At 48.5% G+C, this 16528-nt stretch carries 14 protein-coding genes; 5 read left to right on the top strand and 9 right to left on the bottom strand.

All coding sequences use genetic code 11. The features are described 5' to 3' along the window. Positions 1-21 precede the first annotated feature (21 nt). On the top strand, positions 22-777 hold the full coding sequence (locus K7B67_RS12375) for a hypothetical protein (RefSeq protein ID WP_252176187.1): 756 nt from the start codon (positions 22-24) through the stop codon (positions 775-777). Positions 778-840: 63 nt separating this feature from the next. Here K7B67_RS12375 and K7B67_RS12370 read toward each other — a convergent pair whose 3' ends face one another. The 4 genes from K7B67_RS12370 to K7B67_RS12355 are packed head-to-tail and all read right to left on the bottom strand — an operon-like array spanning position 841 to position 4214. Then, positions 841-2001 carry a hypothetical protein gene (locus K7B67_RS12370; RefSeq protein ID WP_252176186.1) on the bottom strand — a complete coding sequence of 387 codons (1161 nt, stop codon included), beginning with the start codon at positions 1999-2001 and terminating at the stop codon, positions 841-843. A 43-nt stretch (positions 2002-2044) separates the two neighbouring features. Further along, complete coding sequence (locus K7B67_RS12365; RefSeq protein ID WP_252176185.1) at positions 2045-2419, bottom strand: twin-arginine translocation signal domain-containing protein; 375 nt, start codon at positions 2417-2419, stop codon at positions 2045-2047. A gap of 21 nt (positions 2420-2440) precedes the next feature. After that, positions 2441-2953, bottom strand: coding sequence for a 4Fe-4S dicluster domain-containing protein (locus K7B67_RS12360; protein WP_252176184.1), 513 nt, complete (start codon positions 2951-2953; stop codon positions 2441-2443). A gap of 43 nt (positions 2954-2996) precedes the next feature. Then, positions 2997-4214, bottom strand: a complete 1218-nt coding sequence (locus K7B67_RS12355) for a C2H2-type zinc finger protein (RefSeq protein WP_252176183.1) — start codon at positions 4212-4214, stop codon at positions 2997-2999. A gap of 133 nt (positions 4215-4347) precedes the next feature. Here K7B67_RS12355 and K7B67_RS12350 point away from each other — a divergent pair, with 133 nt between their 5' ends. Both K7B67_RS12350 and K7B67_RS12345 read left to right on the top strand, forming a co-directional pair. Further along, a complete protein-coding gene (locus K7B67_RS12350) occupies positions 4348-6303 on the top strand; it encodes a hypothetical protein (RefSeq protein ID WP_252176182.1) in 1956 nt (651 codons plus the stop codon). Continuing rightward, entirely contained in the window at positions 6288-7394 is a 1107-nt protein-coding gene (locus K7B67_RS12345; RefSeq protein WP_252176181.1) for a hypothetical protein, read from the top strand. The genes K7B67_RS12350 and K7B67_RS12345 overlap by 16 nt, the downstream gene beginning before the upstream one ends. On the opposite strand, the gene K7B67_RS12340 is transcribed toward K7B67_RS12345, so the two are convergent. The 4 genes from K7B67_RS12340 to nrfD all read right to left on the bottom strand — a co-directional run bounded on the left by K7B67_RS12340 (position 7391) and on the right by nrfD (position 13253). Next, complete coding sequence (locus K7B67_RS12340; RefSeq protein WP_252176180.1) at positions 7391-8308, bottom strand: hypothetical protein; 918 nt, start codon at positions 8306-8308, stop codon at positions 7391-7393. The genes K7B67_RS12345 and K7B67_RS12340 overlap by 4 nt on opposite strands. 276 nt (positions 8309-8584) lie before the next feature. Next, positions 8585-11629 carry a molybdopterin-dependent oxidoreductase gene (locus K7B67_RS12335; RefSeq protein WP_252176179.1) on the bottom strand — a complete coding sequence of 1015 codons (3045 nt, stop codon included), beginning with the start codon at positions 11627-11629 and terminating at the stop codon, positions 8585-8587. A 3-nt stretch (positions 11630-11632) separates the two neighbouring features. Continuing rightward, positions 11633-12343, bottom strand: coding sequence for a 4Fe-4S dicluster domain-containing protein (locus tag K7B67_RS12330; protein ID WP_252176178.1), 711 nt, complete (start codon positions 12341-12343; stop codon positions 11633-11635). A gap of 10 nt (positions 12344-12353) precedes the next feature. Further along, positions 12354-13253 carry an NrfD/PsrC family molybdoenzyme membrane anchor subunit gene (gene nrfD / locus K7B67_RS12325; RefSeq protein WP_252176177.1) on the bottom strand — a complete coding sequence of 300 codons (900 nt, stop codon included), beginning with the start codon at positions 13251-13253 and terminating at the stop codon, positions 12354-12356. 217 nt (positions 13254-13470) lie between these two features. Here nrfD and K7B67_RS12320 point away from each other — a divergent pair, with 217 nt between their 5' ends. Further along, entirely contained in the window at positions 13471-13815 is a 345-nt protein-coding gene (locus K7B67_RS12320; RefSeq protein WP_252176176.1) for a PilZ domain-containing protein, read from the top strand. A 4-nt stretch (positions 13816-13819) separates the two neighbouring features. Here the strand turns inward: K7B67_RS12320 and K7B67_RS12315 are convergent, their stop codons facing one another. Beyond that, positions 13820-14995 (bottom strand): dicarboxylate/amino acid:cation symporter, encoded by a 1176-nt coding sequence (locus K7B67_RS12315; RefSeq protein ID WP_256484441.1) that lies wholly within the window; start codon positions 14993-14995, stop codon positions 13820-13822. 294 nt (positions 14996-15289) lie between these two features. Between K7B67_RS12315 and K7B67_RS12310 the strand changes: the two genes are divergently transcribed. Continuing rightward, entirely contained in the window at positions 15290-16072 is a 783-nt protein-coding gene (locus K7B67_RS12310) for a TatD family hydrolase (RefSeq protein WP_252176175.1), read from the top strand. Positions 16073-16528: the final 456 nt, after the last annotated feature.

The raw sequence follows: 16528 nt of genomic DNA, 5'->3' as shown, positions 1-16528 counted from the left end.
ATTTAAAAAAGGAGTTTAAAGATGTCAATAATAAATGGATCATTACTTGCAGATATAGCTAAGTATCATAGACCAGAATATGATGCTAATACTGCGGTTATGGTAATAGATGAATCGGATGATGAAAAGTGGCCATCTGAAACTGATGAGTCGTGGCTTGTTAGAATAAACAACCAACAAGAAACTCTTCGTTTTTGCAAAAGCTTAGGGTGTAGAACGATTGTTGTTCATCAATGTAGAGAAAATCGTGCAAAACACATTTACGACGTTATAGAAGAGCCAGATTTTTCCTGCATTAAGCCTGCCACGGGTGTTCTTAGTAAAGGCAATTTGCCGAGATTAATGTCTTTTTTAACAACTAACACAATTAACAGCCTCTGTAATGTTATAGATGATCCAGACGATTTCGGCATTCGTCCTTTCACAGGTGTATTCAGTCAATGCACTGTGTCTGGATTAATGCCTTTTTTAAAGACTAACAAAATTACCAGCCTCGTTGTTATGGGGGGAGCCTATAATATGTGCGTTCGTGATTCTTTGGTAGGTCGTTGTTCGCCTGATAGCAATTATTCTGGACTTCTGAATCATGAAATCACAGTGCTTACATCACCTTCTTTACTGGCTGCATACAGACCTGAAATCTATCCACTGGAGCCTAAGTTCTCTGCATCTGCTTGTACATTCAGCAACCAGGATGATGCTTATGATGCAAATACTCAATGGCCAGTATTTTCATTACATAAAGGTATGAGAATATATACCAGAATTACCGGGTAGTTTTGTATGGTTAACCGAGAATGCTTACTGCCATCTTTGCGAAATCATTCTTTGAGAGGCGGATCATCCTTTATCACTCTTCTTTCTTTTCTCGTTAGATGGTGGCTGGTCATCGGCTTTTCTTTTGAGTTTCCCGGATCTCTGGTCGGCAGGCAGGTGGGTCTGTTTGTGCCTGTTCAAATTGCCCGTGTTGTCGGTGCTGTAGTTGCAGCTCTCATGGTTACACTGGTGTGCCTTGGATCTCTGGTCGGCAGGCAGGTGGGTCTTTTTGTGAGCTTTCAGATTGCCCATGCAGTCGGTGCGGTAGTTGCAGCCCTCATGGTCGCACTGGTGCACCTTGGATCTCTGGTCGGCAGGCAGGTGGGCTCGTTTGTGCTTTTTCAGATTGGTCGTGTATTCGGTGATGTAGTTGCAGTCCTTATAGTCACACTGATGCATTTTGGGTCTCCCGGTTCTCTGGTCAGCAGGCAGGTGGGTTTGTTTGTGTATTTTCAGATTGCCCGCCTGGTCGGAACTGTAGTTGCAGCCCTCATGGTCACACTGGTACAGCCTGGGTCTCCGGTCGGCAGACAGGTGGGTCTGTTTGTGTCTCTTCAGATGGCCGGACTGGTTGGTGCGGTAGTTGCAGCCCTCATGGTCACACCGGTGTGCCTTGGGTTTCTGGTCGTCAGGCAGGTGGGTCTGTTTGTGCATTTTCAGATTGTCCGAGCGGTTGCTTATGTAGTTGCAACCCTCATGGTCACACTGGTGCAGCTTGGGTCTTTTGGGTCTTTGGTCGTTAGGCCGGTGGGCTTGTTCGTGTTCAGATTTGGCATCGGCTTTGTCTTCGTCTGAACGGTTGTCGCTGCTTTGATCAGAGGTGCCATTGTCTTCACTGTCAGAACCCCCATCAGAGGTTACCCGACGGCAAGTTTTAGCCTCGCCGTTCAACTCCCACCATTCAATGGCTTCGCTCTCTTCTTCAATACTCTCTAGTACCCTGAGTCTTTGTGGCAGGCCCGAGGAGTAAAGGCCAATAGTTCCCCTAACGTAAACTCTTTTCGTGGATGAGACCTCTATAAAGGGCTTCAGAGTGTTGGTAAGCGCCTTGCCGACAGTCGGAGCGAAGTTGCCGACAGCCAGAGTAAAGAGCAAAGGCATATTATTTTCCTGAGCGTGGACATTAAGGCAATGCACAGAAAAGGCCATGACAAAGGCTGAAGTTAATGGTTTTTTGGATAGCAAGGCCTGAGTTTCCAGTCGTTGAAATGTTTATTGGGATATCAGGTTAGTAAAAATCTGGAGAGAGGTCGGAAGTTTTTTTGAGGCTCCCAGGAGGTGTTGCCAGATCCATGGGAGTGGTGAGGGCCGCGGCGCCATAGGGGTTGCCTGCCACTCTGACCACCTGATCCGATGCGTTATCGATTCTTGCCCTGACCGCACAGGTTGAGTAACAGCCAAAGCACATGGAAAAGGCCATCCGTTGATCGGGATTGGCTTCAAGTTCACCACTGCTGTTGACCTTGAATTCAGGGCTCAGAGAAGTGGGTGCGTATTTACTGACGTCTTCACGCTTGCTATCGGACGCCAGACAGGTACCGGAAGCGACCGCTGCGGCTGCGGCTATTGGGCCGGATTTGAGGAAATCCCTACGTTTCATCATGATTATCTCTGCCAGTTCTGTTCAATATGCAGGCTGCGGGGTTGCTCGGCTTCTTCGCTGGACGCAGAAATTGCATTTATCCATAGTGCCGGTATCACTGTTGCTGAATCGTGAGCCGTCATAGGGACAGGCCATACTGCAGAAGCGGCAGTTAATACAGCTGGTGGAATCCACCACAATGATGCCGTCTTCCTTACGTTTGAAAGTAGCACCGGTTGGGCAGACAGTGACGCAGGAAGGCTCGCTGCAGTTATTACACAACAGTGGCAGGTTCAGTGCGTATTGTTTGTCGTCTTTTTCAACGATGGCCTGCAATACCTGAGTGCGGTGTTCATCAGGGCGGTTGCCATTTTCAACACCGCAGGCGGTTACACAGGCTTTGCAGCCATTGCAACTTTTCAGGTCGATGGCCATGGCCAGATGTTTTTCGCCATTACTACTGCCTTTACGAATGGCGGCGATGGCCGGTGTAGCAGAGATCATTGATACCGCAGCACCGCCGATCATCAGCCGAATAGCATTACGTCTATCCATGTCAAAGTATCCTTATGGCTTTTTAATGGTTTCAAAACAGCGGTTATGGTGTTGTTTGGCCCAGTTGCTGTCGTCTTTTCTTGTGAGATGGCGGCGGGTCATCGGCTTTTCTTTTGGGTCTACTGGATCTCTGGTCGGCAGGCAGGTGGGTCTGTTTGTGCCTATTCAAATTGCCCGTGTTGTCGGTGCTGTAGTTGCAGCCCTCATGGTCACACTGGTGCACTTTGAGTCTCATGGGCCTCTGGTCGCCAGACAGGTGGGTCTGTTTGTGCTTTTTCAGACTGTTCGTGTAGCCGGTGCTGAAGTTGCAGCCCTCGTGGTCACACAGATGTACCTTGAGTTTCTGGTCGATAGGCAGGTGGGTCTGTTTGTGTGTTTCCAGGTGACCTAAGCGATCGGTGCGGTAGTTGCAGTCTTTATGGTTGCACTGGTGGACCTTGGGTCTCCGGTTGGCAGGCAGGTGGGTCTGTTTGTGCATTCTCAGGTGGCTCCCCTGATAGGCACTGAAGTTGCAGCCCTCATGGTCACACTGGTGCACTCTGAGTCTCTGGTCGGTAGGCAGGTGAGTCTGTTTGTGCCTTTTCAGGTGGCCTTCCTGGCCGGTGCTGTAGTCGCAGCCCTCATGGTCACACTGGTGCACTCTGAGTCTCTGGTCGGCAGGCAGGTGGGTCTGTTCGTGCCTTTTCAGATGGTCCGCCCGTTTGCTACTGTAGTTGCATCCTTCATGGTCACACTGGTATGCCTTGGGTCTCTGGGTGGTACTGTAAGCAGGTGAGGTGATTTCCTGGTTGTTAAAAGAGTCTGCTGCTGTCACTCCTCCCTCTGACTCAGTGAGTGCTTCACTGTCTGAAAGGGGCTCCTGCTTAATCTTTTTCACTTCCAGAGTCGTACAATACGTACTGATTTCATTGGGTGCTCGAAAAGGATTAAGTGCCATGGTTACATACTGAATTTCAGATTCGCTATCCGTTTTGTTTTCGTCTGAACCGTTGTCGTTGTTTTCATCAGAGTTGTCGCTGCCTTCACTGCCAGAATCCTCATCAGCGGTTGCTCCAATGTAAACCTCAGTTTCGACGCCAGAGTCAGGAGCAAAGCAATAGCGAGTGTCTGGCTTCAAGGGGGTGTAGAGTGGCAGGGCATTAGCCTCTCTAACAGCCAGAGCGAAGAGCAAAGGCAACCTGTTTTCCTGGGCATGGCTATGAGAGCAATGCACAGAAAAGGTAATAACCAAGATCAAAATCAATGTTTTTTTGAATAGCAAGGTTCGGCTTCCCAGTCGTTGAAATGTTTGTTGTGATTTCAGGTTAGTCGTCAGCATCGACAAACAACGGTTTTTATGGAGGCGTGCAAATAGGTCTGCTACGTTTGTTACGAGTTGTCATTAGAGAAAGACTATGCGATTTGTCTTAATCGGACTGCTGTTTTTATTCCATCTGTTTCAGACCTGCGCCTGCGACGCTCGTAAAACCTACCAAAGTGCCTGGTGGATTGACGAGTTATATTCCCGTGCTGAGAACAAGAGCATATCTGTAAGCCTGAACTCCAAGCTGACTTTAGTTTGCCCCAATATTGGTACCACAGTAAGGAAGCGCAGCTGGGATAGACAAACCCTGAGTATGCATGAAAATATATGGTTGTTTACAAACCAAACTTACTACGATAACTGCGAGATACCAGCTAATCCACCAGATAAACTGAAGCCCTTTTATTGCGACGATCCCAACCACTTGTCTTATTTGGACTTAATGATTCTTGAGCATCCTGCTGGAAAAGACGACAGAGTCTTTAAAGGTGGTGAATATTACTATTTGATCTCCACATCAACCGGGTACAAAAGCTCACTTGAGAATAAAAAAGACGGACATTGTCGAACACATAATATGCGCCTCAAGATTTATATTTGTAAAAAATATAATGAAACGGATCCCGGCTGCAATTATCCAGACCCTCAGTTAAACTGGTACAGCGCAACAGGTGCTTTTCTTTCTGCTCCTATAAAAAACCCTTTTAATATGCCTGCAACTACTACCGATTCTGTAACCACTACTGATCCTGCAACCACTAACTATTCTGTAACCACCACTGACCCTGCAACCACTAACTATTCTGTAACCACTACTGATCCTGCAACCACTAACTATTCTGTAACCACCACTGACCCTGCAACCACTAACTATTCTGTAACCACCACTGACCCTGCAACCACTAACTATTCTGTAACCACTACTGATCCTGCAACCACTAACTATTCTGTAACCACCACTGACCCTGCAACCACTAACTATTCTGTAACCACTACTGACCCTGCAACCACTAACTATTCTGTAACCACTACTGATCCTGCAACCACTAACTATTCTGTAACCACCACTGACCCTGCAACCACTAACTATTCTGTAACCGCTACTGATCCTGCAACCACTAACTATTCTGTAACCACCACTGACCCTGCAACCACTAACTATTCTGTAACCACTACTGATCCTGCAACCACTAACTATTCTGTAACCGCTACTGATCCTGCAACCACTAACTATTCTGTAACCGCTACTGATCCTGCAACCACTAACTATTCTGTAACCGCTACTGATCCTGCAACCACTAACTATTCTGTAACCGCTACTGATCCTGCAACCACTAACTATTCTGTAACCACTACTGATCCTGCAACCACTAATTATTCTGTAACCACTACCGATTCTGTAACCACTACTGATTTTGTAACCACTAACTATTCTGTAGCCACTACTGATCCTGCAACCACTACCGATTCTGTAACCACTACCGATTCTGTAACCACTACTGATCCTGAAACCACTACTGATCCCGCAAGCACTACTGATCCTGCAAGCACTACCGCTCTTGCGATGACTAATGACACTGATATCGTAGCCGTTACGGTAGAGGCGACAGCAACGGTTCCTACTGTGGATGATTACTCACTGCCACAGCCTGTGCGCTTAATCTGGTCAATCGGCTATAACAAGATCCGAACTGTATATATCTTTGAAGAAGAGCATTACCCGGTGGTTGCACTGTGTAGAGAACCCGGCACCAGGATCAGTCTGCTGAGCCATAAAGGAGTCATTGTTGGCAGCTGGTTGTGCCAGAAAGTCGGTGAGCACCTGACAATACTCGAACCCGAATACCGAAATGGTGACGTTTATCTATTTGAGGCATCACCCGAGCATCGCCATTTACGGGTATGGAAATCGAAGCTGTTTGTCAATGTTGTTAGCTTTAAGCATCACATTGTTAATAACGTAAACTCACTCTACAGCCCGCCGACATTGGTACTTTTAATGTCAGTGTGTCTTATTGCTAGTGAAAGATTATGCAAGCTGTTTTAATCGGATTCCTATTGTTATTTCATCTGTTTCAGGCCTGCGATGCCAGAGATATCTACACAAGTGCTCTGTGGATGAAAGATTTATATACGCAGGATGAGAACAAAACCATAGCTGTAAGGCTAAACGCAAAGCTATCGTTTATTTGTCCTAATGTTCCTTCTGTGGCAAAGCAATACCAGGGTGAGAGACAAGTCTCAGAAATGTATGAAAATATGTGGCTTGTACAAAACGAAACCTACTATGAAAACTGTGAGATACCGGAAATACATTCAGATAGAGTGGATGCTTTTATTTGCGACAATCCCAACCAACTTACTCACCATCGTATATTATTTGCTGAATTCGTTGCCGATCCGAACTACATAAGCTTCAAAGGAGGGAAGTATTACTATATTTTCTCCACATCAGATGGCTATAGGAGTTCACTTCACAGCAGAAAAGGCGGACATTGTCTTACAGACAACATGCGTATCAAGATTTATGTCTGTAAAAAACGGGGTGACACCAACCCTCTCTGTAAAGATCCAGACCCTAAGTTGAACATAATTCCTCCAAGTGATCCTTCTACCCCTTCTCCTCTGAGGCACCGTTTTATAAAACCTGTAAGAATGAGTGTTGCTGGCATTATCACTGACAACCATAACGATATTGACTCTGATACTGAAGCGGTTCTCACCGGATATAACGATTCATTGCCGGAACTCGTTGAGTTAGCATGGGAGATTGGCTATAACCAGACCCAGACGATAACGCTCTCCGACCAGGAACACTACCCGGTGGTTGCACTGTGTAAAGCGCCTAACACCAGTGTTACTCTGCTAAACGACAAAGGAACGATTGTTGATAACTGGTTATGTGAGAAAGCAGGTGAGCGTCTGACGGTACTTAAACCCGAATACCAAAATGGTGACGTTTATCTATTGGAGGCTACATCCGGGTACAGAATGATGCGGGCATGGAAATCAAAACTGTTTGTTAATGTGCGTAGTATCAGCCAACACGCTATCAATAAAGCAAACTCCCCTGGCCTATCAGCATTGGCGCTTTTGATCCCGTATATCTGTTTCTCTATAAAGTTATCTGAGCTCTAAAATCCGGTTTCACATTCGTCGATGGCACAGACCGCTATCTGAAATGGATTAGCTAATCGTTGATTACGACTTTCGAGCCAGACTTTTAGCTGGTTGGCGTCCACTGCCTGTGGCATCCTGACATTGAACCTGATCGTCTGGCGGCTCTGCTGCTCATTCAAACTAAACCACATCAAATCATAACCTCCTGAGCATTGTAGCATGGCCGCAATGTGCTGCAAATCATCAATCAAATGGCTCAGGCTGAACGTGAAACTCACCTGAAACTGGTTTGGAAAACGAGTGCGACTATAGTACCAGGCATTTGCGGCGCTGTAGACCAGCCCTGCGACGAGGCATCCGGCTCCTATTCCGGCACTGGGAGCTCCACCCATGGCAAACCCGCTGACAGAGCCTGCCGCCGTCAGAAACAATGATGGAAAAACTGCAATCTTTCCATAAAACCAGGACGGGTTTGCCTCTGAGTCAAATACAAAAGGACCACATCGGGGGAAGGGCCGGAGGGTATACATCTTGTTAGCGTTCATGGTAACCAGGCTGGCGAATACACGGACAAAGTCTTTCAATTGGCTTGCAGGAAGATGGAAAAAGGGAACCCTGCCATTTCCCTCCCCGCTTTCCAACGAGGCGGAAACCAGGGCGTTTCCCGTTTGGTATTCGACAGAATGCGTCGAGCCAGCCATGGGTTGAGTGGTTAAGGGTTCAGCGACAGCAGTTGTTTCAGTTCTGTCGCTGAAATCAGGGAACGACACTGAAACTGACGAAGAAACCGTTTCACCTGGCTGGGAAACGGGCAAGCCACCCGCTGCCCCACATTCCTCATTTTCACCGCCATCACCCGACAATCGCTCAGGACGGGGTTCATGTGATCGGTGGGGTACTGATACTTCACCCGTTTCTGCATCAGGTTCCATAGATAGATAGACTTTGACCCGTGCCTGTGAAGTTTCAAAAGTAAGTAGGTAAGGGTCTGCTACTGAAATCCTGGGAATCAGCAGGAACACTATCGCAGCGACAAAACGACACAGTACCTCTAGCTTTTTCACAATGACACCTTTGGCTTTATGGTCACAAATGCATTTGCAATCTGCACAGTTGATTGAATAACAATGTAGGCCAAAAGTGATGACCTGACCTGACACATCAACGTGTCAAATCAGGTCATTCATAGTGAGGGAAGGTGAGGGAAGTTAAGCTTTTTGAATCGCTACCGGAATGGTATGGCGAATCGTGCCTCCAACGTACTGTTCCTGAAGCAGTGCGGGACCTTTACAGGTAGGGTCACCGACACCCACCAGGTTGGTTGAGAGTCCTTTACCACGTTCGGCAATACCGGGTTTCAGCTCTCCATCTATGGTCATATCCTGGGCACCCAGGGCCTTGTGGCCATAACCATGGGCAATACAAATAGTATCCATTGCCACACCTTTGTCGGCCTGAACGATGCCCTTGAGGGTTTTGTTGTTTGGAAAACGAATGATCGCCAGATCACCATTTTTCAGCCCCTCTTTTGCGGCGGCTTCCTCATGCATCTGAATAAAGTTTTCATCAGCCAGTGAGGTGATCCTGGGCAGTATGGCCGAGGAGGCACTGCGCAAGTGAGGTTTGTAGGTTGATATTTGGTAAGGGAACTCTTTTTCAGTCCATAGTTCCCGTATAGGCGTCCCGTCACGGAAGCGATGTACATCAAATACAGGCAATCCGTCGTAAGGTTTTCCGGTATGAGAGTCTTTTCTGTCGGTCATGCCTTCGTTATAGACCTGAAACTGGAAAGGTGAACAAAGCGACTTGTGGAAAAACTCACCTTCATAGATGCTGTCTAACGCTTTGTAACGCCCGCCCCGGCTAAGTAGAAACAGGGTGGGACCGAGTTCTTCGGGCTTCAGGCGTTCACTGAACATCGAGGCCACCCGGTTAACACTGGTGATTTCAAGATCGTCCTGCGTTGGTTGAGGCAAAGGCTTGTCAGCATGGGCCAGGTTGGCGTAGACGCGGGTGTAGTAATCCTCGGGGGTGTGCAGGGCGCAGGACTGACCATCCTTATCCTTGAAGGCCTTGTCGCCAAAACCTTTCAGATCCATTGCCTTGGCCAGGTCGATGACAAACTGTTCCATGCAGACGGTCTGGTTTTTTTGATTCTTTACATTCTTTGAATCAATGGCCGGGGCGCAGGCTGACTGTCCCCGAACCCGGCTGCTGCCCATTCTTGACATTGACCACTGTTCATACTGAGACAGGTCGGGCACGAAGTAGTCAGCGTATTGGTTGGTCTCATTAATAAAGACATCGACACCAATAATCAGGCCAAGCTGCTTAGGGTCTTTGATGGTATCCGTGACCTGTCCTGCCAGTCCGGCAGCGCCATACATCGGGTTGGTGGACCAGTTGATCCAGGCTTTGAACTGGAATGGGTTGCTATTGGCGTGGGAAATCAAATAGGACGCACTGTTTAAGGGTGCCGCTTTGGTGGGCAGCCAGGAAGAATCCGCCGGGTAGGGTGGGAGCCCCTTGCGGATTTTTTCACGGTACTCATGACTCTGCTCGTAGTCTGCCGCTCTCTCGGTGCTCAATCCTTCCACAGGCGTATGTTCAAACCCGTTCAGGTCATAGAGTGGAGATGAGTAAATATCATACGTGCCACTGAAAGCTGAGCCTGCTGAGTAGTTCATACCGCCCTTGGCATTGTGGGCGCCGACCATGGTGCCGAGCAGACCCGTAGCGAACACAAACTGGGTGGTGTCAGGAGAACAAACCCCGGTGTAAAAAGCAACGCCGACTTTTCTACCGTGGGAGGTGAAATCTATGGCCATCTCCTCGATCTTGGCGACCGGAATCTGACAGTGGGCAGAATAGTCGGCCATGGACGTCTCATTGACTCGCGTCTTGAGCAGGGACATGGAAGTTTCTACCTGAATTTCGGAACCGTCCCTGAGTCGAACCGGGCCGCTGTAAAACAGCTTGCCTCTGCTGACTGAGTTGCTGGCCGCAGGTTTGCCGGTTGTGGGATTGATAACCACCTGAGTCTGATCATCCCCAAGCCCCAGTGCCTCGGCGGTAAGAAACTTGTTATACAGAGGGTGTTTCTGATCCTGCACAACCAGGTAAGTAGAGTTGGTGAAATTGACTTCACCGGCAGCGTCGGCTGCCTTGCGGTTGGCAAGGGTCAAAAAGTCTTCGTTGTACCGCTGGTGGTTAATGATGTATTGCAACATAGCAAACATCAGTGCGGTATCAGTTCCAGTTTTAATGGGTACCCATTCGCTGTTTTGTCGATTAGCTTTGGAGGTCAGCGAGCGAAGAATGGGATCGACGACAACGTATTTAAAGTTGTCCCTTCCTGCCATGGCCTCGCCGAAGCGTCGAGCCTGAATGTTAGTGCTATCGCCACCAAGGCTGGGCGCAAAACCAATAAAGATGGCGTATTCGCAGTGGTTGATATCAATAGTGGAGGGGGTGATCACATCGACCAGTCCGGGCATAACGCCGCAGTAGGCACTCTTGACCCCAACGTTGGGTGTTCCCCAGGACTTCTGAAGAAAACGGTTCATAAAGTCCTTTCTGCCCAGTTGGTCGGAGCAGATGGATGCAAACAGCTGGTTTCTGCCTGGACCGAAGTCAGGAAAGTCCGGGTTGGCCAGACCGTTTTTCTGATGAATGGCTTTCAATCCGTCCACATGGCCCTCGCCAAACAGGTCGCCGCCCTCGGTGACTTCTTTGATCATCTGCTCGTAGCTGATGGTTTGCCATTTGTTCTCCCCACGTTTGCCCGCACGTTTCAGGCACTTAGTAATACGACGGGGATCGTCCATGGCATCAACCACAGAGTTGCCGCGGCCACAAAGTGTTGAGCGGGCGTTCAGCCCCTGGTCATTGACGGCAGACAAGCGTTGAAACGCCTCCCGTGGGGGCGTATCAAGATCCAAAGGCTGATCAAGAGCCGATGGGCCATAAGGATTGCCTGCGACCCGCAGTACCTTTCCGGTTTTGTTGTCAATTCTGGCTCTGACAGCGCATGTGCTGTAGCAACCGAAACACATGGTAAAGGCCATGCGCTGATTGGGATTAAAGGTAATCGACCGGTCATCACCAATGGTGTATTCAGGCTCCAGGGCGGTCGGCGCATATTTGCTGACGTCTTCCTGTTCAGGTATTGAGGCCTTGGCGACACCTGTTGTACCCAGGGCGGCTGCGGTGGCTGTCAGGGAGCCTGCTTTTAGAAAATCTCTACGCTTCATGATTTATCTCTGCCAAGTATTTTCAATGTGCAGGGTGTAAGGCTGGTCAGCCTCTTCCTGACTGAGACCCACATAAAAGACATTGGGTCGGGTATTTTTGTCCGATTGCAGCACCATGACCTCATTTTCATCCAGGAATTTGGAGATCTGGCTGTCGGGGTTGTTCACGTCACCAAAAATACGAGCGGCTCCGGTGCAGGATTCCACGCAGGCGGGCAGCAGGTTGCGAGTGGTGCGGTGAATACAGAAATTACACTTGTCTATGGTTGATGTTTTGGAGTTGGTAAAGCGAACACCGGTGTAGGGGCAGGCCATGGCGCAGTAGTTGCAGCCAACACAAACGGTTGAGTCAACCACGACAATCCCGTCTTCTTCCCGTTTAAAGGTGGCTCCGGTTGGGCAGAGCGGGGTACAGGCCGGTTCTTCACAGTGGTTACAGAGCAGTGGCAGGTTCAGGGCGTGCTGTTTATCGCCCGATTCTGCGACCACCTGTACCACCTGGGTCCGGTGCTCATCGGGCTCGTTACCGTTCTCTACGCCACAGGAAGTGACACAGGCCTTGCAGCCATTGCAGCGGCGCAGGTCAATGGCCATGGCCAGATGTTTTTTGTTCTTTTCTTTCCTGATACTGCTCAGTGATCCCTGGGCCGATACGAAAGTAAAGGCGGCAGCACCGGCAGATAACAGCTTAAGGGCTTTCCTTCGATCCAACATGTTTAATTCCTTAGTGATACTGGCCGGCAAGTAAAACGGCGTAACGCAGACAAAATCCCCCGGTCAGGACGGCGATTGACAGTAGGTATTCTTTCGAGTGGGAAAGCGCCGTCCGGGTCAGTACTGCCTTCAGGTTCAGGGCCAGAGGTATCAAAAGTCCCAGACCTATGACACCGAAGAACCACAACAGTCCTGCCTTTGAAGAGATGGCTAAAGGAAAATCAATACCATTGAAGCCGCTGAGACTGTAAATTGAGTAGGTAAAGATCAGCAGCAGGATCAATTCCAGCGTTAAGGTCAGTGCGTCGACTTTTTCAAATGCCTGATTGGGTTCACTGGGAGCACGGATGATGGTCTTGACCAGTAGCACCACAGCGAGGCCGGCGGACAGCGCAGATATCATAAAGATGGTGACCAGAATGCTGCTGCTCCAGACAAAGTTATGGGTGATATCGCCCAGCAGAAAAGCGGTGTAAGAGGATACGCCTATGGCAAACAGCATATTAATGGCTGCTAGCGGACGAAGGTATTTGTGAAACGGCAGTTGCTTGAAAAAAGCCAGTACATACACCGTGCTGGCACCAATGGCCAGACTCACCAGCCAGGAGCCCATACTCATAATGGAGCTGGTTCTGAAGGTTTTAAAGAAGTTAATAAAACGGAAGAACTTGTCCAGATCGAACTCAACAATGCCAGCCCTGAAGGTGGTCAGGTCGAGAATAATCATGGTGGTGCCGATCATCAGCAGGATTGAGCCTGCTATGGCCGAATAACAAGCAAGCTGTCTTTGGCTGTCCTGTTTGATTCGATCAGAGAGTACATAATAGCCACTGATAAACACCGTTCCTGCTCCGGCGCCAGCCAGAAAAAGGTACGCTGCTACTAACAGTCCCCAGTGGGCTTCATTCATGATAGTTGCCTCAAACGCTTGTTTATCAGGGTATTTTAAAGAAACCTTTCCGTTTTTATATTGATTGATCTCACTACTTTTTGTGTGGTTATTATGTACAAGGAGTGCTGGTTTTCGGTAGATACGTATCTTGGGGGGATAGCCGCTATCAACCTATTGTTGAACGGGGTAGACTGTCAGTGAGTCTGGCTCAAACAACGTATAAAGGAGAAGAATAATGAACCGTGGAAAGGGTGGCATGTCGGGCATTTTGTCTCTGACGATCAAAGATACTTCTTCTCTCTATTCGTCTTACATGTCTTTTATCATCGGTGGTGGATTATTTATTCCGACTTCAAAGCGTTACTCATTGGGTGATGAGGTGTTTATTCGTCTGACCCTGATGGATGAAGCGGAACAGTTACCAGTCCCCGGAAAGGTGGTCTGGATCACTCCTCAGGGTTCGACACGAGTGGCCGGGATAGGCGTTCAGTTTAACGATGTAACGGATACGGTCAGAACCAAAATAGAAACCTATCTGGCGGGTGGGCTCAAGTCCGACCGGGAAACCAGTACCCTTTGAGGTTTTATCGAATGTAGGTCTCTTCATCCAGCTCATTCTCCGATTTTGCCACGATCACGGCGGTCAGGCAGTCTCCGGTAATATTGAGTGCGGTGCCAGTCATTTCAAACAACCTGTCCACCGCGGCTATGATGGCTATCGCCATCAGGGGGATGCCCAGACTCTCAAGCAGCAGGGTGACAGAGAGCAGGAAAGCGCCAGGAATGCCCGCTGCTGCAATGGCAGAAACCGTGCTGATAACAATAATGAAAAGATAGTCCATCAATGATAAATCAAGGTTAAAGATCTGGGCAGAAAACACGGCGATGATTGTGAGGTTGATCGTCAGCCCATTCATATTGATGACAGAACCCAGAGACAATACAAACTGACTGATGGGTCTGCTGACGCCCAGATGGTTTTCGGTCACGGTCATGTTTACGGGCAGTGTTGCGGTGCTGGAACCTGTTGTCAGTGCCATGATCTGCGGAGCCAGCATTTTGCGGAAGAAAGCCCTTGCAGAGAGCTTCATGCTTTTCAGGACAAGGCTAAAGCCGACAACCATAATCAGGATGGTTATTAACCAGGTAATACCTACCAGACTGATTAGTTCACTGGCCAAAGTCAGATTGGTGTTGGTAATATTGTCAGCGGTCATGGCAAATATGCCCAGAGGGGCCAGTTTCATAACCGCGCTGATTATCTGATTAACGACAATGGTCGAGCTTTCAAGAAACTCAACCATGGGCTTCCCCTTTTCACCGCTTGCGCGAATCCCAATGGCTATCAGGCTGGCAAAAAAGACGGTAGCCATGACTTCGCCGTGCATGATTGCCGCAATGGGGTTGTCGGGGATGACTTTTGCAGTGATGTCAGGCAAGCCAGGCAATTCGGGCTCAGGTTTAAAATAGCTGGGCAGGACAGATTGGTAGCCCCAGTTGTCAGTGAAAAGCTGGCTGAATATCAGCGTGCTGGTGGAAAGGATCAACATACTGCCCAGAAACAAGGCCAGAGTCTTCAGGGCAATCCGTTGCATAGAGCCGTTATTACTCAGCTGCAAAATACCGTTTGCGATGGAGAAGAAGATCATCGGTATTGCCAGCATTTTGATGATCTTGATGAAGATAATGCCCATTGGTGCCACCCAGTCAGAAATGGCCGGTATTAATATCCCGGTCGCAACCCCGAGCAGCATGGCCATAAAATAATTTGGCCACTGCACATTAAGGCGAGAGAAACTGACGGGTTGAGGCTGCATCTTTCTGTTACTTTGTGTTCGGGTCTGAGGCAAAAATACTAGCCGTGGGTCGTTTAAAAAGAAAGAGGCATAAATACTGATTCAGTTCATCGTTTTGCATAATGTAATTCGATGCATCAGTAGTACACAATAAATGAAATTGTGCTCAATTCTGCAAGTTTAAGGTAAGAAGAGGCTGTATAAGGTATCCTCAACGATGACTTTATCTGAAAATTACTGAATGTATTACGACTGAATATGTTGATCGATTCGCATTGCCATCTCGACCGTCTCAAGCTCGACCACTACGACGGTGATCTGGAAGCAGCACTTAATGCAGCCCGGCAGGCGGGCGTTGAACGAATACTGTGTGTGGGGATTGACCTGGAACATGCCGATGCTGTGGTTAATCTGGCAGAACAATATCAGGATGTGTTTGCCTCGGTTGGCATACACCCCCTTGAGAAAGAGGCTGCCGAGCCTGATTTGCAAACTCTGTTGCAGTACGCCAGTCACCCAAAGGTGATTGCGATCGGTGAAAGCGGTCTTGATTATTACTACTCGGCTGATAATAAAGAAAGGCAGCAGGAACGGTTCAGGATTCACCTACAGGCAGCTGCACAATCAAACCTGCCCATTATCGTCCACACCAGGGATGCAAAGGAAGACACCCTTGAGTTGATACGCCAGTACGGCGATTTGGAAAAAGCCGGGGTATTGCACTGCTTCACAGAGAGTTGGGAGATGGCGAAAGAGGCGATGGCGCTGAACTACTTTATCTCCATCTCAGGCATCGTCACCTTCAGGAATGCCTCTGAATTAAGAGAAGTCGTTAAGAAAGTGCCACTGGACCGGCTTTTGATTGAAACCGACTCCCCTTACCTGGCACCGGTTCCTTATCGGGGTAAGCCTAATGAACCTCGCTATTTGCCTGATGTAGCAAAATGCGTGGCGGAGTTGAAAGGTGTTTCGCTAGAAAAACTGGCTGAGGTCACTGCTGAAAATTTCTTCCGGTTGTTTCCCAAAGCGGTTTCATGCTGAATTCGTTCAGTTTGGTCGATCTTCAGGTTATGCGATATCTGCTTTGAATATAATGGAAACTGCTTTTCATGTTAAGGGATTCCACGATCATTCGCCTATGGTATATCAGGGAGACTGTCTTTATAATTGCGCGACCATTTTTTTTCAATGGTGAGCCGTTGCGGCCACATAACGATGGATTGATGTGCGATTGCGCTTGAGTCTCAGTCAGGGGACTGCTGTGCTTGTGTTGTTGAGCATGAGACCGGCAGGTTCCGGGTAGAGTGAGACTCGGGGATGTTTACCGTCAGTTTGCTTGAATCAGAACACCTGCAGGCAAGACTTATTCCAGCGGAGTACGGTCTTTTGTTGTACTTTTGATTGAGGCGGAGATCATAGCTTGGGTTCTGACTTCCTGTTGGAAAAAAGCTGGGTATTCAGGGTTATATTGGTCAGTTGTCGGTTATCACCGGAGAG

Origin of the sequence: Endozoicomonas sp. 4G, assembly GCF_023822025.1 — a bacterium.
Taxonomy (GTDB): Bacteria; Pseudomonadota; Gammaproteobacteria; order Pseudomonadales; family Endozoicomonadaceae; genus Endozoicomonas_A.
The sequence above is the reverse complement of the archived record's forward strand: the minus strand, read 5'-3'. Positions and strand labels throughout refer to the sequence as shown.